General features: G+C 62.1%; 22 protein-coding genes. 17 read left to right on the top strand and 5 right to left on the bottom strand.

The window, feature by feature from the left end:
* Positions 1-6: 6 nt before the first annotated feature.
* The 6 genes from AC1RO0_RS27690 to AC1RO0_RS27665 are packed head-to-tail and all read left to right on the top strand — an operon-like array spanning position 7 to position 6,851.
* Complete coding sequence (locus AC1RO0_RS27690; protein WP_498595766.1) at positions 7-1,170, top strand: isovaleryl-CoA dehydrogenase; 1,164 nt, start codon at positions 7-9, stop codon at positions 1,168-1,170.
* A gap of 36 nt (positions 1,171-1,206) precedes the next feature.
* Positions 1,207-2,814 (top strand): carboxyl transferase domain-containing protein, encoded by a 1,608-nt coding sequence (locus tag AC1RO0_RS27685; RefSeq protein ID WP_498595765.1) that lies wholly within the window; start codon positions 1,207-1,209, stop codon positions 2,812-2,814.
* 10 nt (positions 2,815-2,824) lie between these two features.
* Positions 2,825-3,208: a RidA family protein gene (locus tag AC1RO0_RS27680; protein ID WP_007699356.1), complete on the top strand. Its 384-nt coding sequence runs from the start codon at positions 2,825-2,827 to the stop codon at positions 3,206-3,208.
* A gap of 9 nt (positions 3,209-3,217) precedes the next feature.
* The gene (locus AC1RO0_RS27675; RefSeq protein ID WP_498595764.1) at positions 3,218-5,206 is read left to right on the top strand and encodes an acetyl-CoA carboxylase biotin carboxylase subunit; all 1,989 of its coding nucleotides are present in this window, start codon (positions 3,218-3,220) and stop codon (positions 5,204-5,206) included.
* Positions 5,203-6,072, top strand: coding sequence for a hydroxymethylglutaryl-CoA lyase (locus tag AC1RO0_RS27670; protein ID WP_498595763.1), 870 nt, complete (start codon positions 5,203-5,205; stop codon positions 6,070-6,072). The genes AC1RO0_RS27675 and AC1RO0_RS27670 overlap by 4 nt, the downstream gene beginning before the upstream one ends.
* Positions 6,069-6,851, top strand: a complete 783-nt coding sequence (locus tag AC1RO0_RS27665; RefSeq protein WP_498595762.1) for a crotonase/enoyl-CoA hydratase family protein — start codon at positions 6,069-6,071, stop codon at positions 6,849-6,851. The genes AC1RO0_RS27670 and AC1RO0_RS27665 overlap by 4 nt, the downstream gene beginning before the upstream one ends.
* Before the next feature lie 4 nt (positions 6,852-6,855).
* Here AC1RO0_RS27665 and AC1RO0_RS27660 read toward each other — a convergent pair whose 3' ends face one another.
* Positions 6,856-8,229: a TIGR03808 family TAT-translocated repetitive protein gene (locus AC1RO0_RS27660; RefSeq protein WP_498595761.1), complete on the bottom strand. Its 1,374-nt coding sequence runs from the start codon at positions 8,227-8,229 to the stop codon at positions 6,856-6,858.
* A 179-nt stretch (positions 8,230-8,408) separates the two neighbouring features.
* Between AC1RO0_RS27660 and AC1RO0_RS27655 the strand changes: the two genes are divergently transcribed.
* From AC1RO0_RS27655 to AC1RO0_RS27640, 4 genes are all read left to right on the top strand, one after another.
* Positions 8,409-9,179: a carbon-nitrogen hydrolase family protein gene (locus AC1RO0_RS27655; RefSeq protein ID WP_498595760.1), complete on the top strand. Its 771-nt coding sequence runs from the start codon at positions 8,409-8,411 to the stop codon at positions 9,177-9,179.
* Positions 9,180-9,206: 27 nt separating this feature from the next.
* Positions 9,207-10,217, top strand: coding sequence for a ligase-associated DNA damage response exonuclease (locus tag AC1RO0_RS27650; protein WP_498595759.1), 1,011 nt, complete (start codon positions 9,207-9,209; stop codon positions 10,215-10,217).
* Positions 10,217-11,854 (top strand): cisplatin damage response ATP-dependent DNA ligase, encoded by a 1,638-nt coding sequence (locus tag AC1RO0_RS27645; RefSeq protein WP_498595758.1) that lies wholly within the window; start codon positions 10,217-10,219, stop codon positions 11,852-11,854. The genes AC1RO0_RS27650 and AC1RO0_RS27645 overlap by 1 nt, the downstream gene beginning before the upstream one ends.
* An 89-nt stretch (positions 11,855-11,943) precedes the next feature.
* Positions 11,944-12,957, top strand: coding sequence for an alpha/beta hydrolase family protein (locus AC1RO0_RS27640; protein ID WP_498595757.1), 1,014 nt, complete (start codon positions 11,944-11,946; stop codon positions 12,955-12,957).
* A 57-nt stretch (positions 12,958-13,014) separates the two neighbouring features.
* Here AC1RO0_RS27640 and scpA read toward each other — a convergent pair whose 3' ends face one another.
* The gene (gene scpA / locus AC1RO0_RS27635; protein ID WP_498595756.1) at positions 13,015-15,147 is read right to left on the bottom strand and encodes a methylmalonyl-CoA mutase; all 2,133 of its coding nucleotides are present in this window, start codon (positions 15,145-15,147) and stop codon (positions 13,015-13,017) included.
* The gene (locus AC1RO0_RS27630; protein ID WP_498595755.1) at positions 15,144-16,487 is read right to left on the bottom strand and encodes a methylmalonyl-CoA mutase family protein; all 1,344 of its coding nucleotides are present in this window, start codon (positions 16,485-16,487) and stop codon (positions 15,144-15,146) included. Before AC1RO0_RS27630 ends, scpA begins: the two co-directional genes overlap by 4 nt.
* 158 nt (positions 16,488-16,645) lie before the next feature.
* On the opposite strand from AC1RO0_RS27630, the gene AC1RO0_RS27625 reads away from it, so the two are divergent.
* Together AC1RO0_RS27625 and AC1RO0_RS27620 are read left to right on the top strand one after the other, a co-directional pair.
* The gene (locus AC1RO0_RS27625; protein ID WP_498595865.1) at positions 16,646-17,449 is read left to right on the top strand and encodes a L,D-transpeptidase; all 804 of its coding nucleotides are present in this window, start codon (positions 16,646-16,648) and stop codon (positions 17,447-17,449) included.
* Between the two features lie 162 nt (positions 17,450-17,611).
* Positions 17,612-18,352 (top strand): L,D-transpeptidase, encoded by a 741-nt coding sequence (locus AC1RO0_RS27620; RefSeq protein ID WP_498595754.1) that lies wholly within the window; start codon positions 17,612-17,614, stop codon positions 18,350-18,352.
* 43 nt (positions 18,353-18,395) lie between these two features.
* Here AC1RO0_RS27620 and AC1RO0_RS27615 read toward each other — a convergent pair whose 3' ends face one another.
* Positions 18,396-18,857 carry a MarR family winged helix-turn-helix transcriptional regulator gene (locus AC1RO0_RS27615; protein WP_498595753.1) on the bottom strand — a complete coding sequence of 154 codons (462 nt, stop codon included), beginning with the start codon at positions 18,855-18,857 and terminating at the stop codon, positions 18,396-18,398.
* A 133-nt stretch (positions 18,858-18,990) separates the two neighbouring features.
* On the opposite strand from AC1RO0_RS27615, the gene AC1RO0_RS27610 reads away from it, so the two are divergent.
* From AC1RO0_RS27610 to AC1RO0_RS27600, 3 genes are all read left to right on the top strand, one after another.
* Entirely contained in the window at positions 18,991-19,413 is a 423-nt protein-coding gene (locus AC1RO0_RS27610) for an organic hydroperoxide resistance protein (RefSeq protein ID WP_371109071.1), read from the top strand.
* A 132-nt stretch (positions 19,414-19,545) separates the two neighbouring features.
* Positions 19,546-19,929, top strand: a complete 384-nt coding sequence (locus AC1RO0_RS27605) for an antitoxin Xre/MbcA/ParS toxin-binding domain-containing protein (protein ID WP_498595752.1) — start codon at positions 19,546-19,548, stop codon at positions 19,927-19,929.
* Positions 19,889-20,641: an RES family NAD+ phosphorylase gene (locus tag AC1RO0_RS27600; RefSeq protein WP_498595751.1), complete on the top strand. Its 753-nt coding sequence runs from the start codon at positions 19,889-19,891 to the stop codon at positions 20,639-20,641. Before AC1RO0_RS27605 ends, AC1RO0_RS27600 begins: the two co-directional genes overlap by 41 nt.
* Positions 20,642-20,644: 3 nt before the next feature.
* Here AC1RO0_RS27600 and AC1RO0_RS27595 read toward each other — a convergent pair whose 3' ends face one another.
* Complete coding sequence (locus AC1RO0_RS27595; protein ID WP_498595750.1) at positions 20,645-21,091, bottom strand: MarR family winged helix-turn-helix transcriptional regulator; 447 nt, start codon at positions 21,089-21,091, stop codon at positions 20,645-20,647.
* A gap of 69 nt (positions 21,092-21,160) precedes the next feature.
* On the opposite strand from AC1RO0_RS27595, the gene AC1RO0_RS27590 reads away from it, so the two are divergent.
* A complete protein-coding gene (locus AC1RO0_RS27590; protein WP_498595749.1) occupies positions 21,161-21,886 on the top strand; it encodes a DUF899 domain-containing protein in 726 nt (241 codons plus the stop codon).
* A gap of 173 nt (positions 21,887-22,059) precedes the next feature.
* Positions 22,060-22,839, top strand: coding sequence for a VOC family protein (locus AC1RO0_RS27585; protein ID WP_498595748.1), 780 nt, complete (start codon positions 22,060-22,062; stop codon positions 22,837-22,839).
* The last annotated feature ends 85 nt before the right edge of the window (positions 22,840-22,924 follow it).

Genomic DNA, 22,924 nt, shown 5'->3' with positions numbered 1-22,924 from the left:
AAAGCCATGTATGACGGGGGACTGAATTTCGCGCTCGGCGACGAGATCGAGGCATTGCGCGACAGCGTGCGCCGCTTTGCCGGCCAGCGTATCGCGCCGCTTGCCGACGAGATCGATCGCAACAACGGCTTTCCCATGCAGCTCTGGCGAGAGATGGGCAATCTCGGCCTGCTCGGCGTCACCGCCGGCGAAGCCTATGGCGGCGCCGGCCTCGGTTATCTCGCGCATACGGTCGCCATGGAGGAAATCAGCCGCGCCTCGGCCTCGGTCGGCCTCAGCTATGGCGCCCATTCCAATCTCTGCGTCAACCAGATCAACCGCAACGGCAATGAGGAGCAGAAGGCACGCTACCTGCCGAAGCTGATTTCCGGCGAGCATGTCGGCGCGCTTGCCATGTCTGAGCCGGGCGCCGGCTCCGATGTCGTGTCGATGAAGCTCCATGCCGAAAAGCGTGGCGACCGCTATATTTTGAACGGCAGCAAGATGTGGATCACCAACGGCCCAGATGCCGAGGTGCTGGTCGTCTACGCCAAGACCACGCCGGATGCCGGCCCGCGCGGCATCACCGCTTTTCTGGTCGAGAAGGGATTTACAGGCTTCTCTGTCGGCCAGAAACTCGACAAGCTCGGCATGCGCGGTTCCAACACGTCGGAACTGGTTTTCATCGATTGCGAAGTCCCGGCGGAGAATGTGCTGGGTCAGGTCGATGGTGGTGTCCGCGTGCTGATGTCCGGCCTCGATTATGAGCGTGTCGTGCTCTCCGGCGGACCGCTCGGCATCATGGCCGCCTGCATGGACGTCGTGCTGCCCTATCTGCACGAGCGCAAGCAGTTCGGCCAGCCGATCGGCGAATTCCAGCTGATGCAGGGCAAGCTTGCCGACATGTATGTGACGATGAACGCCGCCCGCGCCTATGTCTATGCGGTCGCCGCCGCCTGTGATCGCGGCGAGACGACCCGTAAGGACGCGGCCGGCTGCATTCTTTATGCCGCCGAAAAGGCGACAGCTTTGGCGCTCGAATGCATCCAGGCGCTCGGCGGCAACGGCTACACCAACGATTACCCAGCCGGCCGGCTGCTGCGCGACGCAAAGCTCTACGAGATCGGCGCCGGCACCTCCGAAATCCGCCGCATGCTGATCGGGCGGGAGCTGTTTGGCGAGACTGTCTGATTTCGAGATTTCCCCCCAACACATTGGTGATGCCGCATGACCGTCCTGAAATCAGAGATCTCCACCCATTCGGACCGGTTCAGGGACAATCGTGCCGCGATGCTGGAGGCAATCGGTGTGGCCGAGGCGGCAGCCTTGCGGGCAGCGGAAGGTGGCGGTGCGCAGGCGCGCGAGCGGCATGTCGGGCGCGGCAAGATGCTGCCGCGAGACCGGGTGGCGGGATTGATCGATCCGGCGACGCCTTTCCTTGAAATCGGCGCGACGGCCGCACATGGCCTCTATGGCGACGAAGCGCCAGGCGCAGGGCTGATCACCGCCGTCGGCCGCGTTTCCGGCCGTGATTGTATGATCGTCTGCAACGACGCCACCGTCAAAGGCGGCACCTATTATCCGGTCACGGTGAAGAAGCATCTGCGGGCGCAGGAGATCGCGGCGGAAAACAATCTGCTCTGCCTCTATCTGGTCGATTCCGGTGGGGCTAACCTGCCGAACCAGGATGAGGTCTTTCCCGACCGCGATCATTTCGGCCGTATCTTCTACAATCAGGCCAATATGTCGGCGGCCGGCATTCCGCAGATCGCCGTGGTCATGGGCTCCTGCACGGCGGGTGGCGCCTATGTCCCGGCCATGTCCGACGAAACCATCATCGTCGAAGGGCAGGGGACGATCTTTCTCGCCGGGCCACCGCTGGTCAAAGCCGCGACCGGCGAAGTGGTTTCGGCGGAAGATCTCGGCGGCGGCGATGTGCATACGCGCCTTTCGGGCGTTGCCGACCATCTGGCGCGCGACGATGCCCATGCGCTGGCCTTGGCGCGGCAAGCAGTCGCCAATCTCAATCGTCACAAGCCCATCACCGTCGAACTGCGCGCGCCGGAGCCGCCGCTCTATGATCCAGAAGAAATCCTCGGCATTGTGCCCTCCGATCTGCGCACGCCCTACGATGTCCGCGAAGTCATTGCCCGCATCGTCGACGGCTCGCGCTTCGACGAGTTCAAGGCGCGCTATGGCGCGACGCTGGTCTGCGGTTTCGCCCATGTTCACGGCATTCCCGTCGGCATTATCGCCAACAATGGCGTGCTGTTTTCGGAGTCGGCCGTGAAGGGCGCGCATTTCGTCGAGCTTTGTTCGCAGCGCAAGATCCCGCTGGTCTTCCTGCAGAACATCACTGGCTTCATGGTCGGACGGAAGTACGAGACCGAGGGCATCGCCAAGCACGGCGCCAAGCTGGTGACGGCGGTGGCGACGACCAAAGTGCCGAAAATCACCATGCTGATCGGCGGCTCCTTCGGTGCCGGTAATTACGGCATGGCCGGTCGCGCCTATTCGCCCCGTTTCCTCTGGACCTGGCCCAACAGCCGCATCTCCGTCATGGGCGGCGAGCAGGCGGCTGGCGTGCTGGCAACGGTGCGCGGCGAGGCACTGGCCCGCGCCGGCAAGCCCTGGACGAAAGAGGAAGAGGCGGCCTTCAAGCAGCCGACCTTGAAAATGTTCGAAACCCAGAGCCATCCCCTCTATGCCTCGGCGCGTCTCTGGGACGACGGCATCATCGACCCGCGCAAGAGCCACGATGTGCTGTCGCTGTCGCTGTCGGCCGCACTCAATGCGCCGATCGAAGACACGCGCTTTGGCTTGTTCAGGATGTGAGGAGATTGAGATGAAACGCGACGCCATCAATGCCAAGAACGCACCACAGCCGCGTGGCGGCTATGCCCAGGCCGTGAAGCTCGAGAATTTCGAGAAATTGCTGTTCGTCAGCGGCCAGATTCCGATGACATCAGATGATGCACTTCCGGAGGGGTTCAAGGCGCAAGCCCGCCAGGCCTGGCTCAATGTCGACGCCCAGTTGAAGGCCGCCGGCATGAGCAAGGCCGACATCGTCAAGGTGACGGTCTTTCTTGCCGACCGTCACCACACCATGGAGAACCGCGAGATCCGCGCCGAATATCTCGGTTCGCTGACGCCAGCCATGACGGTGGTGATCGCCGGCATTTTCGATACGGCCTGGCTGCTCGAGGTCGAGGTTATCGCCGCGCAATAGGGTTTGCCCATGTTTTCGAAGATACTGATCGCCAATCGCGGAGAAATCGCCTGCCGGATCATCCGGACGGCAAGGCATCTGGGTGTCCGAACGGTCGCGGTCTATTCCGACGCCGATGTCGGTGCTTTGCATGTCGCGCTTGCCGATGAAGCGATCCATATCGGCGCGGCTGCCGCCAGCGAGAGCTATCTTTCGAAGGAGCGGATCATCGCGGCTGCACAGCGATCCGGCGCGGAGGCCATCCATCCGGGCTATGGCTTTCTCTCGGAAAATGCCGATTTCGCCGAAGCCGTTGAGAAAGCCGGACTGACCTTCATCGGCCCGTCGCCCGCCTCGATCCGGGCCATGGGCCTCAAGGATGCGGCCAAGGCGCTGATGGAGCAGGCCGGCGTGCCGGTCGTCCCCGGCTATCACGGCGACAAGCAGGATGCGGCGTTTCTCGCCGAGCGGGCAGCCGAGATCGGCTTTCCGGTGCTGATCAAGGCGCGGGCCGGCGGCGGCGGCAAGGGTATGCGCCGTGTCGACCGGCCGGAGGATTTTGCGGCGGCGTTGGAGGCGGCAAGGCGCGAGGCGAAATCGGCCTTTGGCGATGACGCCGTACTGATCGAAAAATATCTGATCCAGCCGCGTCACATCGAAATCCAGGTGTTTGGCGATAGCCACGGTAATGCCGTGCATCTCTTCGAACGCGATTGTTCGCTTCAGCGACGGCACCAGAAGGTGATCGAGGAGGCGCCAGCGCCCGGTATGACGGCGGAGATGCGCAGCGCCATGGGCGAAGCCGCCGTCCGCGCGGCGGGAGCCATCGACTATCGCGGCGCCGGCACTGTCGAATTCATCGCCGATGTCTCGCAGGGCCTGTTGCCGGACCGGTTCTTCTTCATGGAAATGAACACGCGCCTTCAGGTCGAGCATCCCGTTACCGAGGCGATTGCCGGGGTCGATCTGGTCGAGTGGCAATTGCGGGTTGCGAGCGGCGAGCTCTTGCCGAAGACGCAAGCTGAACTGACGATCGACGGCTGGGCCTTCGAGGCACGGCTGTATGCCGAGGACCCGTCGCGCGGATTCTTGCCGGCGACTGGCACGCTGGCGCATCTGAGATTTCCCAAGAGCGATGCCCGCATCGACGCCGGCGTGCGCCAGGGCGACAGCATCACGCCATACTACGATCCGCTGATTGCCAAGCTCATCGTTCATGCCCCAACTCGCGAAGCGGCGCTCGGCAAGCTGACACGAGCGCTGCGGGATACACAGGTGGCGGGAACGGCGAGCAATCTCGATTTCCTTATCCGTTTGAGCGAGCAGCCGGATTTCGTCGCCGGCAACCCGGATACGGGTCTGATCGACCGCGAGGTGGAGGCCCTGACGTCGGTGCAGGCACCTGATGATATCGCGCTCGCCATTGCCGCTATCGTCGAGGTGGGTGGCTTCAAGCGGTCCTTGAGCGATGACCCCTGGGCATCGCTCGGCGCCTGGCAGCTTTGGGGTGAGGCAAGCCGTCCCGTCGTTTTGCATCATGGCGGCGGCCAGACGAACTGCCGCGTGATTGCGAAAGGACGGGACCTCTTCTCGGTGCATTTTGATGATCGTACTGTCACCGTCCGCCTTGTTGATCGCAGCGACAATACGTGCCGGGTGGAGATCGATGGTCGGCAACTGAGCGTCACCATTTCCCGGACGCTGCATGCCATGACGCTTTTCCTCGACGGCCGCACCCATCATGTCCATTGGCCCGATCCGCTGGACGGCGGGGCGGAAGAGGCGGCCGGCGGCGATCGACTGATTGCGCCGATGCCCGGCCTCGTCAAGATCGTAAGGGTGCGGGAGGGCGATGTGGTGGCGAAGGGTCAGGCGCTGATCGTCATGGAAGCCATGAAGATGGAGCTGACACTGGCCGCGATGCGCGACGGTGTGGTGGAAAGCCTGAATGTGGGCGAGGGCGACCAGACCAGCGAAAGCGCCGTGCTGCTGTCGCTCCGGCCGGAGGATGCGGCATGACCGACCGGGCTGCCAACCATGTCACCATCGTCGAAATGTCGCCGCGAGACGGCTTGCAGAACGAAGAGCGGCAGATCGATACGCAGGACAAGATCAAACTGGTGGATCTGCTCTCCGACTGCGGTTTCGAGCGCATCGAGGTTACCAGTTTCGTCAGTCCGAAATGGGTACCGCAGCTTGCCGATGCCGCCGAGGTCATGGCCGGGATCAAACGCAAGCCGGGTATCAAATATGCAGCACTGACGCCGAACAGGCGAGGGTTCGAGGCAGCGCTTGCCGCCGGCGCCGACGAGGTGGCGGTCTTCGCCTCGGCCTCCGAAAGCTTCTCGATGCGCAATATCAATTGCTCCATTGCCGAAAGCATCGAGCGTTTCCGGCCGGTGGCGGAGGCCTGCCGCAATCGCGGTATTCCCTTGCGCGGCTATGTCAGTTGCGTTGTCGAATGCCCCTATGAAGGTACGATGCCACCGGCGAATGCCGCCAGCGTTGCCGGGTTGCTGGGAGGGCTTGGCTGCTATGAGATCAGCCTGGGGGACACGATCGGCAGAGGCATGCCGGAGGCGGTGAATAGGATGTTGGAAGTTGTGCTCGGCGAACTTCCGGCCACCATGCTGGCCGGCCATTTTCACGATACGTCTGGCCGGGCGCTGGACAATATCGCCGTTGCCCTGGAACGTGGCCTCAGGGTGTTCGACGCCGCCGCCGGCGGCCTCGGCGGCTGCCCCTTCGCCCCCGGCGCCAAGGGCAATGTCGATACTGTCGCGGTCCACGACTATCTGACGACGCACGGCTTCGAGACTGGCCTTGACGAGGAAAAACTTAGCCACGCCGCCGCCTTCGCCCGTAGCCTCAGGAGTGCCGCATGACATCGCAAACGATCCGTATCGCCATCGACGAACGCGGTGTCGCCCAGCTGACGCTGGCACGTCCGGAAAAGCACAACGCCTTGTCGGCGGAGATGATCGATGCGCTGACGGCGGCGGCCCATGATCTCGGCGGCAATGAGCGCGTGCGCGTCGTCGTCCTTGCGGGCGAGGGGGCAAGTTTCTGCGCCGGCGGCGATCTCGGCTGGATGCGCGCGCAGTTCGATGCCACCCGCGCCGGGCGTATCGTCGAGGCTCGTCGGCTGGCCATGCTGTTCAAGGCGCTGAATGAAATGCCGAAGCCGTTGCTCGCCCGCGTGCACGGCAATGTCTTCGGCGGCGGCATCGGGCTCTTGAGTGTCTGCGACATGACGATTGCCGCCGCCACCGCCCGCTTCGGCCTGACAGAGGTGCGGCTCGGCATCATCCCGGCGACCATCAGCCCCTATGTCGTCGCCCGCATCGGCGAAGCGAACGCCCGCCCGCTCTTCCTCTCCGGCAAGATCATCGACGCCTGGCAGGCTCATGCCGCCGGGCTGCTGTCCCGCGTCGTGCCCGAGGATGCGCTGGACGATGCCGTCGAATCCGAAATCCATCATTTCCTCGCCGCCTCGCCACAGGCCGCCGCCCGCGCCAAGGCGCTGGCCCGTTCACTCGGCATGCCGATCACCGACGAACTCATCGATCGTGTCATCCTGCAGCTGGTGGAGGCGTGGGAGAGCGAGGAGGCAAGAGAGGGGCTGACGGCCTTCTTCGAGCGACGGCAGCCGAAGTGGAGATGAGGGGCTAGGCCCGCCTGTTTTTCTCGATTGTCAGCTGCGGAAACTCTTCTTGTCCCTTCAACGCCAAATCGCCCGTCGCCGGCTTGTTCCAATGGAAGCCGATAACAGCGCCTTTTTCCACCTGCTGGAACAGATTGTCCGAGATCACCGCCGAACCTGTGCCCTCGACCACGGAGACGGCGCAGCCGATCGGCGTTTGGCGGATGATGTTGCCGGTGGCGACGAGGTTGCGGAGGTAGGGACCCCAGCCAAGCTTCAGGCCCCAGAGCGGGGCGTTTTCGATAAGATTCGATGCAATCAGCGTATCAGCTTCGGCGGAGATACCGATGCCAAAACCGCTCTCCTGAGGATAGGGGCCGGTCAGCGACAGGTTGCGGATGATATTGCCGGTGACGCTGGCAAGCCGGCCACCCTTGTCGAAATTGGCAATCGCGATGCCGTTCGCAGCTCCGTCAATCAGGTTGTCGCTAACGATAGCACCCTCAAATTCGAACTCGCAGAAGATTGCGGTCTCGCCGGAGCGCAGGCATTGATTGCCTGTTATCTGCACGTTCGACGCTGAATTGGCCCTGACGGCGGTAAAGGCGCAATCGGCGATCCGGTTGCCGGAAACCAGGACGCCGCCGGCGCGGAAAATGTTGATGCCGTTGCCGTTCTGGCCGGTGCCGCCGTCATTGGCGCCGATGCGGGCGATGCGGTTGCCGGTGACGATGCTGCCATCCTCGCCCCTGTCCCAGCGGTGGATGAGGATGCCGCCATTACCGCAATCCTCGACCGTATTGCCCGTCACCGTCAATCCGGCCGACTGGACGGAATAGAGTCCGGCATCGGCCGCGCCCGATATCCGGCTGCGCTCGATCCGCCCACCGCAGCGCTCCAGTTGCAGCGCATGCTTGCGACTGCCGGCGATCTCGCAATTGTCGATCAGCACCTCGTCGACGCCGGTAAATTGCAGCAGCCCTCCGGCATAGTCCGCAAGCCAGCGGTTGCCGCCATCCAGCACGAGGCCGGAAAGTTCGATGCGCCTGGCCTTGTCGGCGCTCATCAGATGGCCGTCGCCGCTATAGGCCAGCCGTGAAGCGCCGGGCACGCCGGTGATGCGGGTATTGTCCGGCAGGGTCAGGTTCGAGACGTTGTAGTTTCCGGGCGGCAGGAAGAGAGGCGTGTTGTCCCGCGCGGCGCTGTCGATCATCGCTTGCAGCTTGCCGCTCCGGATATCGCTGGTACCCGGCGTCGTCTTGTAGGCGATGGCGTCGATCGGCCCACGCATTTCGGCCCCGGCGATTTTGGCAAGCGGTGCTGCAAAGCTGCGTGGTGCAAGAAGGCCGGCCGCGGCCGAGGCGGTGATGTAGGCGATGAACGCGCGGCGCTGCATCATGACGAACTCCCAAAACAATGCTTACGGAAGCAGAAAGCGTGCCATCCGTATCTGTCCCATTCTGGTGCAAAAATGATCGCTAGGACTTCCGTTTTATCCCTTCGTTTACGCCTGCGCCGCCGCGGAAATAATCACGCGCCGCTCTGGGGACGACTCGCGAAGCGTGTTAGCCCTTCGCCATGCGGATCGCGGCCTTTCAACGTCTGGCATTGTTCGACGCCGTCGATGCGGTGGGTGAGGTGCTTGCGCGTGACCTCGCATGGGCGGATGCACAAGGCATCGATCTCGCTCTTTTCCCCGAGTGCTATCTTCAGGGCCATAGCTACAACGAGGCAATTGCCAGGCGGCGCGCCCTCTCTCTCGATGACCCCGCCCTGAATGCCTTGGTCGGCCGCTGTGCGTCGGGGAGGACGACGGCGATCATCGGCCTTTTCGAGCGGCGAGGGGAGGCGATCTACAACAGCGCAATCGTGGCGAAGGCTGGCCGGATAATCGGGGTCTATGCCAAGGCGCATCCGCTGGAAAGCGGCTGTACGCCGGGAACGGATTTTCCGATCTGGCCGCTCGACGACTGGCGCTTCGGCATCAATATCTGCGCCGATCTCAGATACCCCTACACGGCATCCCGGCTTGCCAAAAAGGGAGCCGGTCTCATCTGCAATCCCATCAATCTGATGCTGCGGCCGCACAAGGCGGAGATATGGCATAAGCCAGGTATCTCCGGCCTACAAGTATGCGCAAGGCATACGGGATGCTGGGTCATGGCATCGGATGTCGTCGGCAGCAATGACGATGGCTGGATGAGTTATGGCAGCAGCGCCATCGTCGATCCGAACGGCGTCGTCGTTGCGAAAGCGAGGCCGCATAGCGAGGATGTCCTGGTCTTCGACCTGCCCGATCAGCCGCCCGAGCGCGGATTCAATCGAAAAACGCCGCTGATCGCTACATAATTGCGTAAATTAGACTATCTTTTCCCTATGAGACCGGAGCAACTGCTTTATCCCGCCCCCGAAGGGCTGTTCTGTCCGATCGGCGGCTTCTATGTCGATCCGGTGCGGCCGGTGGAGCGGGCGTTGATCACGCACGGGCATTCCGATCATGCCCGCGCCGGCCATGCCCATGTGCTTGCCACCCGCCAGACCCTTGATATCATGCGGATACGCTACGGCAGCGGCTTTGCCGGATCGGAGCAGGCGGTTGGGTTCGGTGAGGAAGTGATCATCAATGAGGTGAAGGTGCGGTTTCATCCGGCCGGCCATGTGCTCGGCTCCGCGCAGATCGCGGTGGAGAAGGACGGACTGCGCATCGTCGTCTCCGGCGATTACAAGCGCCGGCCGGACCCGACCTGCGCGGCCTATGTGCCGGTTCCCTGCGACGTCTTCATTACTGAGGCGACCTTCGGATTGCCGGTGTTCCATCATCCCGATCCGATGGCGGAGACGGAAAAGCTGTTGGCCTCGCTCCGGCAGTTTCCGGAGCGTACCCATCTGGTCGGTGCCTATGCGCTCGGCAAGGCGCAGCGCGTCATCCGGCTGTTGCGCGACGCCGGTTATGACAGGCCGATCTATATTCACGGCGCGCTGGAGACCCTATGCGGCTATTATGCCGGGCAGGGCATCGCGCTCGGCGAGCTGTTGCCGGCAACGGTGGAAAGCCGGGATCAGTCGATCTTCAAGGGCGCCATCGTCGTCGGGCCGCCATCGGCCTTTTCCGACCGTTGGGCGCGGCGGTTTCATGATCCGCTCCCGGCCTTTGCCTCCGGCTGGATGATGGTGCGCCAGCGCGCCAAGCAACTCGGCGTCGAGCTGCCGCTGGTCATCTCCGATCATTGCGACTGGCCGGAGCTGACCGAGACGATCTCGGAGCTGAAGCCGGGCGAAGTCTGGGTCACCCATGGGCGCGAGGAAGCTCTCGTGCGCTGGTGCGAATTGCAGGGCATCACCGCCAAGCCGCTGCATCTGATCGGCTATGAAGACGAGGGCGACTGATGAAAGCCTTCGCTGATCTTCTCGACCGCCTGGTGCTGACGCCGAGCCGTAATGGCAAGCTGAAGCTGCTGACCGATTATTTCCGCGATACGCCGGACCCGGATCGTGGTTACGGGCTGGCCGCAATCGCCGGCACGCTTGAAGTGCGCAACGTCAAGCCGGCCATGCTGCGCGAACTCGTGCTGGAGCGCATGGACGAGGTGCTGTTCCGCTATTCCTACGATTATGTCGGCGATCTCGCTGAGACCATCTCGCTGGTCTGGGACAAGGAAAGCGATATCGTCCGCCCGCCCGGCGAGCAGCCCAGGCTCGGCGAGGTCGTGCGCCGCATGAATGCGCTAGGGCGTACCGAGGTGCGTAGCTTCGTTCGCGATCTGCTCGACCGGCTGGACACGTCCGGCCGCTTCGCCTTCCTGAAGCTTGCGACCGGCGCGCTGCGCATCGGGGTGTCGGCGCGGCTGGCCAAGCAGGCGCTGGCGGAGCTGAGCGGCAAGGACGTGACCGAGATTGAAACGCTGTGGCATGGTCTGCAGCCGCCCTATGAGAGCCTGTTCCAATGGCTGGAGGGCAAAGCCGACCGGCCGGTGCTGGCGACGCCGGCGATCTTTCATTCCGTCATGCTGGCCAATCCTGTCGAGCCGAGCGATCTCGAGGGGCTCGACCCGAAGGATTTTGCCGCCGAATGGAAATGGGACGGCATCCGCGTCCAGCTTTCGCGGGCGGGCGCGACGAGCAAACTTTATTCACGCTCTGGCGACGACATCTCCGGCGCTTTCCCCGATATTGTCGATGCGATCAGCTTCGATGGCGTCGTTGATGGCGAGCTGCTGATCGGCGGCACGGTGCGCTCCAACAGCGCGACGCGCACATTCTCCGACCTGCAGCAGCGGCTGAACCGCAAGACGGTGACGACAAAGATGCTGGAGGGCTATCCGGCCTTCATCCGCGCCTATGATCTGCTCTTCGACGGCGAGGAGGATGTGCGTGCCCGCGGTTTTCTCGACCGGCGCGAGCGGCTGACGGAAATCATCGAGGCAGCGCCACATGATCGTTTCGATCTGTCGCCGCTGGTCGATTTCACCTCCTGGGAGGAGCTGGATCAGCTGCGTTCGTCCCCGCCGGATCCCGTCATCGAGGGCGTCATGATCAAGCGCCGCGACAGCGCCTATCTCGCCGGCCGTGCCAAGGGGCCTTGGTTCAAATGGAAGCGCAATCCCTACAATGTCGATACGGTGCTGATGTATGCCCAACGCGGCCATGGCAAGCGTTCCAGCTACTATTCCGATTTCACCTTCGGCGTCTGGTCGATGACGCCGGAGGGCGAACAATTGGTGCCGGTCGGCAAGGCCTATTTCGGCTTCACCGATGCCGAACTTGAAGTGCTCGACAAGTTCGTGCGCAACAATACGGTCGATCGCTTCGGCCCGGTGCGGGCCGTGCGGGCCGACCGCGATTTCGGCTTTGTCCTCGAAGTCGCCTTTGAAGGGATCAATCGCTCGACGCGGCATAAATCCGGCGTTGCTATGCGTTTTCCGCGCATTGCCCGTCTCCGGCCGGAGAAACCGCCCTATGAGGCGGACCGGCTGGAAACTTTGGTGGCGCTAATTGACGCCAAGGCTCCCACGGTTGATGAATAGATTGGGCTGATTCCTCACTACAAAGTGAATTGGCCTCGCCTTTCAACCGGTGCAGATATCGATTCGCCGGGCATATTTGGACAGAGCATATGACATCGTCTGAAGAAAAAGCATTTCGCCCCAACCGTCGCATCGTTCTTGCCGGTCTCGCCGCAACTCTCCTGGCCCCCAACATCGCTAGAGCAACCGACACCAAGGTCCTTGAGAGCAAGGCGGCGGATGCCAAGGTTGCAGATCCGAAGAGCGTAGATCCCAAGGCTCCGGTCGCCAAGACGGCCGACGCCCCGGCCGATCCGCCGCTTCTGGCCGGCGATTATGCCAAGGAACGCCACAAGTTTCGAACCGATCTTCTAAGCAAGGGGCCGGCGCCCGACAAATACGAGCCGCTGGTCGCCCCTATCGGCGCCGACCAGATCTTTTATCGCAGTGGCCTCGGCGGCGAGCTTGAGCTGGTCGCCTGGGTGTCGCGCTACGAGCGCACGCCGAAGCCGAGGCCGGCGGTGCTGTTCCTGCATGGCGGCAACGCCATCGGCCAGGGCCATTGGCTGCAGGCGAAAGCCTATATCGATGCCGGCTATGTCCTGATGATCCCGTCGATGCGCGGCGAAAACGGCCAGAAGGGCAATTTCTCCGGCTTCTACGATGAAGTGGCGGACGTGCTTGCCGCCTCCGATCGCCTGCGCCATCTTCCCGGCGTCGACCCGCATCGTCTGTTCCTTGCCGGCCACAGCGTCGGCGGCACCCTGGCGATGCTGACGGCGATGTCGACCAAGCGCTTCCGGGCCGTCGCGCCGATCTCCGGCAATCCGGATGCCTTCGCCTTTTTCCACCGCTATCCCGAGGATATCCGCTTCAACGCCAAGAATCCGCGCGAATTCCAGATGCGTTCGCCGCTCTGCTACGCGCATAGTTTCAAATGCCCGGTGAAGGTGATGCACGGCACGGAGGAAAGCCATTTCGATGGCCGTGCCGCCCTGCTTGCCAAGCGCGCCGTTGCCGCTGGCGTCAAGATCGAGGTGGCGACTGTTCAGGGCAACCATACCTCGGCCCTGCCGGCGGAAATCGAGCAGAGCATCCAGTTCTTCAAGAGTGTGGCGGCGTAGAGCAATTCCAGGAAAAGTGCGCAGCGGTTTTTCCGTCCGAAATCGAGTGTTAAGCAGTCACCTCATCAGCCGATCGATCAGCGCCACCGCCGCTTCCGCGATCACCGTTCCCGGCGGAAAGATCGCATCGGCGCCGGCGGCTTCCAGTGCGGCGAAATCCTGTGGCGGGATGACGCCACCGACGGCGATGAGGACGCGGCCGGCATGGCGGCGGCTGAGCGCCTCCTTCAATTCTGGCACCAGCGTCAGATGGCCGGCGGCGAGCGATGAGGCGCCGATGATATCGACGCCTTCGCGCACGGCGACATCGGCCACTTCCTCCGGCGTCTGGAACATCGCGCCGACGACGACATCGAAGCCGAGATCGGCAAATGCCGTGGCGATGACCTTCTGGCCGCGATCGTGGCCGTCCTGGCCCATCTTGGCGACGAGGATGCGGGGTTTTTCGCCGCGTGCCTTGCGGAATGTCTCGACCTTGGCAACAGCCCTGTTGAAGACGGGATCGGCATCGCCGACTTCCTTGCGGTAGACGCCGGAGATGGTTTTGATCTCGGCGACATGCCTTCCATAGGCCTTTTCCAGCGCCAGCGAGATCTCGCCGACCGTTGCTCTTGCCCGTGCCGCCTTGATGGCGAAATCGAGCAGGTTGCCGGTGCCGTTGCGCGCGGCGTCGGTCAGCGTATCCAAAGCGCTCTCCACCGCCGCCGTTTCGCGGGTGCCCTTCAATTGCTGCAGTTTCGAGAGCTGCCGGGCGCGGACTTCGGAATTGTCCACCTTCAGCACGTCGACTTCGATATCCTGTTCCGGCCGTGAGAAATTGATGCCGACGAGGGTCTGGTGGCCGCTGTCGATGCGCGCCTGCGTGCGGGCGGCGGCCTCTTCGATGCGGAGCTTCGGAATGCCCTTCTCGATCGCCTTCGCCATGCCGCCGAGCGCCTCGACCTCTTCGATATGGGCCAGCGCGCGGGCCGCCAGATCATGCGTCAGCCGCTCGACATAGGCCGAGCCACCCCAGGGGTCGATGATGCCGGTGGTGCCGGATTCTTTCTGGAGCATGATCTGTGTGTTGCGGGCGATGCGGGCCGAATGATCGGTCGGCAGTGCCAGCGCCTCGTCGAAGGAATTGGTGTGCAGGGATTGCGTATGGCCCTGTGTCGCCGCCATAGCCTCGACCATGGTGCGGATGATGTTGTTCATCGGGTCTTGTGCCGTCAGCGACCAGCCGGAGGTTTGGCTATGGGTTCTGAGCGCCAGCGATTTCTGGTCCTTCGGTGCAAAGTTCTTCCGCATCAGCGCCGCCCAGATCAGCCGTGCAGCGCGCATCTTGGCGACTTCCATGAAGAAGTTCATACCAACGGCCCAGAAGAAGGAGAGGCGCGGCGCGAAACTGTCGATATCGAGGCCTGCGGCAACACCGGCGCGGGCATATTCGATGCCGTCGGCGATCGTATAGGCCAGTTCCAGATCCGCCGTCGCACCGGCCTCCTGCATGTGATAGCCGGAAATCGAGATCGAATTGAACTTCGGCATCCGCTGGCTGGTATAGCTGAAAATGTCCGAAACGATCCGCATCGAGGGTTGCGGCGGATAGATATAGGTGTTGCGGACCATGAACTCCTTGAGGATATCGTTCTGGATCGTGCCCGACAGCTTGTCCTCGGAAACGCCCTGTTCCTCCGCCGCGACGATATAGAGCGCCATCACCGGCAGCACCGCGCCGTTCATGGTCATCGACACGCTCATTTCATCAAGCGGGATGGCGTCGAAGAGCTGGCGCATGTCGAGAATGGAATCGATCGCCACACCCGCCATGCCGACATCGCCCGCCACGCGCGGATGATCGCTGTCATAGCCGCGATGGGTGGCGAGATCGAAGGCGACGGAAAGGCCCTTCTGGCCAGCCGCGAGATTGCGACGATAGAAGGCATTCGATTCCTCGGCGGTGGAGAAGCCGGCATATTGGCGGATGGTCCAGGGCTGCTGGACATACATGGTCGGGTAGGGGCCGCGCAGGAAGGGGGCGGCACCCGGATAGGTGTCGAGGAAGTTCAGGCCGGCAAGATCGGCTGTGCCATAGGCGCGCTTGACAGCGATGCCTTCCGGGGTTTGCCAGGAGGGAGCGTCGGTTTTCGATGCGGCTATCTTTGGTTTTTGCCAGCCGATTTTGCTGAAGTCGGGGATGGCGGTCATAGGGGCGCCTCTTCATCAAGATGCACCGGCCTCAACCCCATGCCGCCCGTAACAGTTCCCAGATCTCCCAAGACCACGACCGGCCGCTCCGTCTTCATCGCAAACAATGTCGTCCCCACGATCGGCTTTGCCGCGTGGCTTGCGCGTGCCTCCGCCACCATCGAGGCTAACTGGCCGCTGGCGATAATCTTCGCTAACCCGCCGTCACGTTCGATGCCGACAAAGATCTCCCATGCCTTTTCCGCCAGCGCATCCGTCAGCGCCTCGATGCCGCCGGCGCCGGCGGCGGGATCGATGACGTGATCGAGATGGCTTTCGGCGATCAGGACGGTCTGCGTATTGCGCGCCAGCCGCCGCGCCAGCGGGTCCGGAATGCCGTGGGTGAGCGTATGCGGCAGCACAGAAATCTCATCGGCGCCCCCAGTACCGGCGGCAAAGACGGCGATGGTGTTGCGCAGAATATTGGTTTCCGGATCGAGCCGGGTCAGCATGCGGTAGCTGGTTTCCATAAAGAGATGGGCCGCAGGCGGATTGGAAACGCCGCAGGCCTCAGCGATGCGGGTAAAGATCATCCGCGCGGCGCGGGCTTTCGCCATGGTGACGAACTGGTTCTGATCGGCCGAAAGACAAAGGCTTGTGGCCTTCAGGATCGCCTTCGGTGCCAAGCCTACCTGTTCCAGCACCCGCAAATGCGCGACGAGGGAGGCGGCAACGACGGCCAGTTCCTGTGCTTCCGTGCCGCCGGCATTGTGGACGGCGCGGCCATCGGCATTGAGGATCGTACCGGCACCTCCCGTATCAAGCAGGCGCTTGAAGCTGTCTGTCAGCGCGTTGGTCACACTGCCCGACGTGAAGATGTCGAGACCGGCATGCAGGTTTGCAAGCTTGGAGGAACCGGCAAGCGCCTCGGCAAGGGCCGGGGAAAAGCCATCAAGGCGCAGCGAGATATCCTTGCCCGAAAGCGCGGCTGCCAATCTTGCCGCGAGCCTGTCCGCCTCTGCGTCTACGCCGATGCCAAAGGCCGATGGGCTGGCGTTCGAGATGGGACTGATACCGCTCGCGCCGTTGGCGAGATCCGCGTCGAGTTGTGTGAAAGCGCGGTCGATATCCGGGTCGTCCATGCGCTGGCTGATCGTCCAGGGGGCGTCGATCCGGCGACGTGGCAGCGGAGTGGCGTCGGGGCGGCGGGCATAGAGTGGTTGGATCGCGATGCCGTCATCGGTGCGCGATACCAGTGCCTCCTCGAAGTCGGCCCCCTTCAGCGCACGGCCCACCAACTTGAGCCAGGCGTCCCGGCTTGCCGGCGCAAAAAGATTCGGGTCGAGACTGTCGCTATTCATGCCATCCTCCGTCTGGCTCAGGTCTAACCCAAGCCAGGGCGAGGGAAAACAGAAGTTTGACCTCCTGGTGCAATATCTTTGCGATCGACGCCAGCCTCGCGCCAGCCGGGCCGGTCATCATGCGGCTCACTGATCCATATTCCAACTGGTTCCCGATGATGGCCGATCTTTTGCCTGTTTCCCGCCTTCTGCCTGCCATGGCGGCTCTTGCCATGCTGTCCGCCTGCAGCATCATTCCCGATACGGGCGCGACCGACCCCGACCGGTTCGTACAGGAAACCTCGCCTGTCTTCTATCGGCCGGAAGGCATCGATCCGCAGAAGGTGAAGCGCCTGCCGGTGCAGCCGGTGCCGCAATCGCGCGATCTCTTCCGCACGCAATTCCACCAGACCTACGGCCTGCCGACCTTCAATCCCGTGCATCAGGCCATGTATGCGCAGAAGAGTGAGGATGATTTCACGCTGCCGGCCATCCCCTACAAGCGCATCGATCCGCAGTTCCTGCGTCAGGAGGTGGACTATCAGACCAATGAACGGCCTGGAACGATCGTCGTCGATACCCGCAGCCACTATCTCTATTTCATCGAGCCGGGTGGTCGCGCCATGCGCTATGGTGTCGGTCTGGGTGCTGCCGGCTATGCTTGGCATGGCAGGGGCATGATCCAGTGGAAGCAGAAATGGCCGCGCTGGACGCCGCCGGCTGAAATGGTGGCGCGTGAACCGCAGATCAGGCCAATTTCGGCCGAACGTGGCGGCATGAACCCTGGACCAACCAATCCGCTTGGCGCGCGGGCGCTCTATATTTTCAAGGGCGGCAAGGACACGCTTTATCGCGTCCACGGGACGCCGGATTGGCAGTCGATCGGCAAGGCGGCATCATCCGGTTGCGTGCGTATGCTCAACCAGGATGTGATCGATCTCTATAGTCGGGTACCCGATAAGGCGGAAATTGTCGTTTTATAACGACAGTTTATAACAAATTTTCGTGATGTTGCATAAGTGCGATAGCCGGACCGGTTTGCGCTCTTTAGTTTTGCTCCTGTCTCTGCGAATCTCGTGGGAAGCCGAATCAGCTTTGTTGTCATCGGTTCTCGCTTCCCTTCCAACAGGAATGATGCTGTCGACATGAGCCTGCCCTCTTCTTTTTCCCGACGAAATTTCCTCGCTTTCGCTGGTATCGGCGCCGTTTCGACGCTCGCCGGCTGCGCTTCCACGGTCGAAAGCGGCCCTGTCGTTAGCCCGGTGCAATACACCGGCGCTCCGGCCTCTCGCCCCTTCCGTAGCTGGTTCTCCAGTTATGGCGGCGAACAACCGGATCCGGCCGTGATGTACGCGGCCGTGGAGGATGGCGGTTTCATCATTCCGCCCGTGCCCTATCAGCAGATCGATCCGCAATTCTATCGCCAGCGCGTTGCCGACCCGACCGGTGAAGCGCCCGGCACCGTCGTCGTCAACACGCGCGAGCGTCACCTCTATGTTACCGAAGCGGGTGGCACGGCGATGCGTTATGGCATTGGCGTCGGTCGTGAGGGCTTTGCCTGGCAGGGCCGCGGCGTCATCCAGTGGCGCAAGAAGTGGCCGCGCTGGAACCCGCCGGACGAAATGGTTGCTCGCCAGCCGGAACTCGTCAAATATTCGATCGCCAATGGCGGCATGGATCCTGGCCTGAAGAACCCACTTGGCGCGCGTGCGCTTTACATCTTCGAGGACAATCAGGATTCGCTCTACCGTCTGCACGGCAATCCGGACTGGCGCTCCATCGGCAAGGCCGTTTCCTCCGGCTGCGTCCGTCTGCTGAACCAGGATGTCATCGATCTCTACGATCGCGTGCCGGAACGCGCGCCGATCCTGGTAACGCAGGCCTAGGCTTACATAGTTTTACGATAGGATAGGGCGGGTTTGGCGGCTTTCATTCAGCCGTCAAATTCGCCCTTAGCCGTTGCAGGCGGTCGCGCAGGCTGGCCACTTCATCCATGTCGCAGCCAGTGGCTTCGCCGATGGCGGACATGATGGTGCTGACCTGGCATTGCATGCCGGTGCCCTTTTCCGTCAATGAAACGATCACCTGCCGTTCGTCCTTCGGATCGCGCGCACGGCCGATCAGGCCAGCCTGTTCCAGGCGCTTCAACAGCGGCGACAGCGTGCCCGAGTCGAGATCGAGCTGTTCGCCGATGGTTTTGACCGGCAGGCAGCCCTTTTCCCAAAGTACTAGCATCACCAGATATTGCGGGTAGGTCAGGCCGACACGGTCGAGGATCGGCTTATAGGCGCGATTGAAGGCATGTGCGGTGGCGTAGACTGCAAAACAAAGCTGCCGCTCCAGCCGCTTTTCCTCATCCGGAATTGCTTGCCCCTGCACCTTGTCTGTCATCGCTGCTCCACCATTTTGTTGTTAGTGTCATTGTCACAGGTTCACTTTTCAAAATCAAATCGCAAAAATATATTGCGCACGATTAAATCGTGTTATATACAAAACCCATCTAACCCCGCAAAGGAGATCCGACATGCCTATTCTCTACACGACCAAAGCTTCTGCCACCGGCGGCCGCGCCGGCCATGCTGTTTCCGAAAACGGCGTCCTCGACGTCACATTGACCGTGCCGAAGGAACTTGGCGGTGATGGCGCCACCGGCACCAATCCTGAACAGCTCTTCGCTGCCGGCTATTCCGCCTGCTTCCTCGGCGCCCTGAAATTTGTGGCGGGCCAGCAGAAGGTCAAGATTCCGGAAGACGCCAAGGTGACCGCAACGGTCGGCGTCGGTCCGCGCGAAGATGGCGGCGGTTTCGGCATCGAAGTGGCGCTGTCGGTTCACATTCCGGGCCTGGACAAGGCTGAAGCTGAAAAGCTCGTTGCCGCAGCCCACATCGTTTGCCCTTACAGCCACGCTCTGCGCACCTCGACGGAAGTGCCGGTCACGGTTGCCTGAGAATAGCTCTGCCTTCGCTCCGGATTGACGGAGCGGACGGTACACAAAAAGGGGCGACACGCTTTTCGGCGTGTCGCCCCTTTTTCTTTTGCAAGAAAGTTGCTATATATTTTCTTGAGAAAGGATGTGGCTATGGCAAATGCTCAAGCGATACATCATGCAATCCCCGGCGAGGCTCTGGTCATCACCAAGGCGGCCGTCAATGCCGCCGAGCGGCTGGGGTTGAACGCACGCATACTCGCAGATGTCATCGGCGTTTCGGAAGCGACGGTGTCGCGCATGAAGCGGCGGGACCATCTGCTGGAACATCACAGCAAGCCGTTCGAACTCGCCGTCCTTTTCGTGCGTCTTTTCCGCTCGCTCGATGCGATCGTCGGCGGCGACGAGGCTGTGGCGCGGCAATGGCTGCGCAATCCCAATCTCGCCTTCAGCGCAACGCCGCTTGAAAAGATCACTTCCATTTCCGGATTGACCGATGTCCTTGCATACCTGGACGCCCGACGCGCTCTCGTCTGAGGCCCGGCCGATTTCCGGCCGCTATTGGCGGCTGGTGGAGGCGCAGCATCAGGTCTCGACATTGAAGCTGGTCGACACGCTGGAGGAGCAGGCGCTTCTCGAGACCCTTCTGGAAGAGAGCAAGCCCACCCTGCCGCCGGAATGCGCCGGACTGGATTATCTGCTGGCCACGCCCTTTCGCTATGGCGCGATCTATCCCTACGGCTCGCGCTTCCGCCGGGCAGGGCGCACGCTGGGCGTCTTCTATGCGTCCGAGCAGGTCGAGACGGCACTGGCGGAAATGAGCTTCTACCGGCTGCTTTTCTTCAGCGATTCCCCGAAGACGCCATTGCCCGCCAATGCGGCGGAATATACCGCCTTCGCGGCTGTGATTACGACCAAGCAGGCGGTCGATCTGACGCTCCCGCCATTGGCGCGCGATCGCGAAGCCTGGGCCGATCCTGTCCGCTACGAAGCCTGCCAGTCGCTTGCCGATGCGGCGCGGGAAGGGGGCGTTGACGCGATCCTCTATCAGTCCGTCCGTGATCCCAAGGGCGGCAAGAATATCGCGCTTCTGACCGCTCGCGCCTTTGCCGCGCGCGAGCCTGTCGAGCGGCAGACCTGGCGCATTCGGCTGTCGCCAGCCGGCGTGCAGGCGCTTTGCGATTTTCCGAAGAGCCGCATCGGCTTCGCGCGCAGCGATTTCGGCGACGATCCACGGATGCGAAGATAGCGGTCAGGTCAGCGCCAGCAGCTCTCGCCGCAATCCGTCAGCGTTGCCATCGGGCAATTGCTGCTCCACCTCGGCATGCGTCGCCTCCCAGATCGGCACCGCGGCGGCCAGCACCGCTTTGCCTGACGGTGTCAGACTGAGAAGCCGGGCACGGCGATCCCTAGGATTGGGGAGAACATTCACCCAGCCCCGCCGCTCCAGCGGCTTTAAGGCCGCTGTCAGCGTCGTCTGGTCTATTGCGAGCAGGATCGCGACCGGTCCCATCGGCGCGGGCTCCGGCCTGTTCAGGGACATCATCAGGGAAAACTGGCCGTTGGTGAGCCCGAGCGGCCTTAGCGCCTCGTCGAAGCGGCGCGCGAGTGCTCGGGCGGCGCGCTGCACATGCAGGCAAAGGCAGGTATCGCGCACCAGAAGCGTTGTTTCGAAGGGAATCTCAATCACATTTGACATGATGAAATAATATTGATATCAATATATTTGTCAAGATTTGGAATAATGAACGCCGGAGGAGGGCGGACAATGAACCAGATCGTTTCCCGCGACGTTTGGCTGGAGGCCCGCCGCAAATTGCTTGCCCGGGAGAAGGAGGCGACGCATCTGCGCGACAGCGTCAATGCCGAGCGTCTGGCTTTGCCCTGGGTCAAGGTCGACAAGACCTATGTCTTCGACACGCCGGCGGGCAAGAAAACGCTTGCCGATCTCTTCGACGGCCGCAGTCAATTGATCGTCTATCACTTCATGCTCGGCCCGGATTGGGAAGCAGGCTGTCCCGGCTGTTCTTTCCTTGCGGATCATCTCGATGGAGCCTTGCCGCATCTCAATCATCACGACGTCAGCCTGGTCGCCGTTTCCCGTGCTCCGCTCGAGAAGGTGGAGGCCTATAAGAAGCGCATGGGCTGGAAATTTCCGTGGTTCTCGTCCTTCGCCGACGATTTCAATTTCGACTATCACGTCTCCTTCTCGAAGGAGCAGCTCGCCGGCGAGACGATATTCTACAATTTCACGGCCATGGACCCGTCTGAAGGCCATGATGAGCTGCCAGGTCTCAGCGCTTTCTATAAGAACGAGGCCGGAGATATCTTTCATACCTACTCCAGCTATGCCCGTGGCCCGGAAGAGCTGATCGGCACGCTGATGATCCTCGACCGAGCGCCCAAGGGTCGCAACGAAGACGGCACCATGTCTTTCGTTCGTCGTCATGACGAATATGCGGAGAGCCCCAAGGCGCAATCCTGCTGTCACTGAAGCGTGGGAGATTAGCTGCGCGAGGTCGCGGCCGAAGGCCATAGGGAACAAAGATCCGGAGCGCCGTGTTTAGACGTCATGGATAGGGCTTGCCAGCCGGACGTGCCGGAAGCAGCTCACGATCGCCGATCGCCGATCGCCGATCACCGCCGCAAGCAATAGGGAGAGAGACAATGGCTGCTGCGAAGGGATATTTTGTCTGGTACGAACTGATGACCACCGACATGGCGGCGGCGGAAGCCTTCTATCGCAAGGTCGTCGGCTGGGATGCCCAGGATGCCGGCATGCCGGAAATCGAAATGGCCTACACTTTGTTCAGCGCCGGTGCGGGGCCGATTGCCGGATTGATGATCCTGCCGGACGACGCGAAAGCCATGGGCACGCCCCCTTGCTGGACCGGCTATATCAGCGTGCCCAGTGTCGATGAGGCGGCCAAGACGATCGCTGCCAAGGACGGCAAGGTCTATCGCGAACCGGCAGACATTCCCGGCGTCGGCCGTTTCGCGGTGGTCGGCGATCCCTATGGCGCCGCCTTCTGCCTCTTCACGCCGCTGCCAGGGCAGGACTGGGAGGCGCCAGCACCCAATGCACCCGGCTATGTCGGCTGGCACGAGCTTTATGCCGGTGACGGCCCGAAGGCCTTCAATTTCTATTGCGGCATGTTCGGCTGGGAATGGAGTTCCGATTTCGACATGGGTCCGATGGGCCAATACAAGATCTTCAAGATCGACGGCCGCGACTTCGGCGGCATCATGACGAAGCCGGCGGAGATGCCCGTGCCGGCCTGGAATTTCTACTTCAATGTGCCGGCAATCGATGCCGCCATCGGCCGGATCAACGAAGCAGGCGGCAAGATCGTCAACGGCCCGATGGAAGTCCCCGGCGGCAGCTGGATCGTCCAGGCAACTGATCCGCAAGGGGCATTCTTCTCGCTGGTGGCACCGGGGCGGTGATTTCTACCCTCCCCATCGTCACCAGGGGAATCGCATATGGTTTCTATTGGATTGAATTGTTGAGGAAAAAGGATTCTCTAAAGGT

This window comes from Rhizobium sp. GW821-FHT14E12, assembly GCF_058803745.1.
Note: the sequence above shows the minus strand (reverse complement) of the source record. Positions and strands in the feature narration are given on the sequence as shown.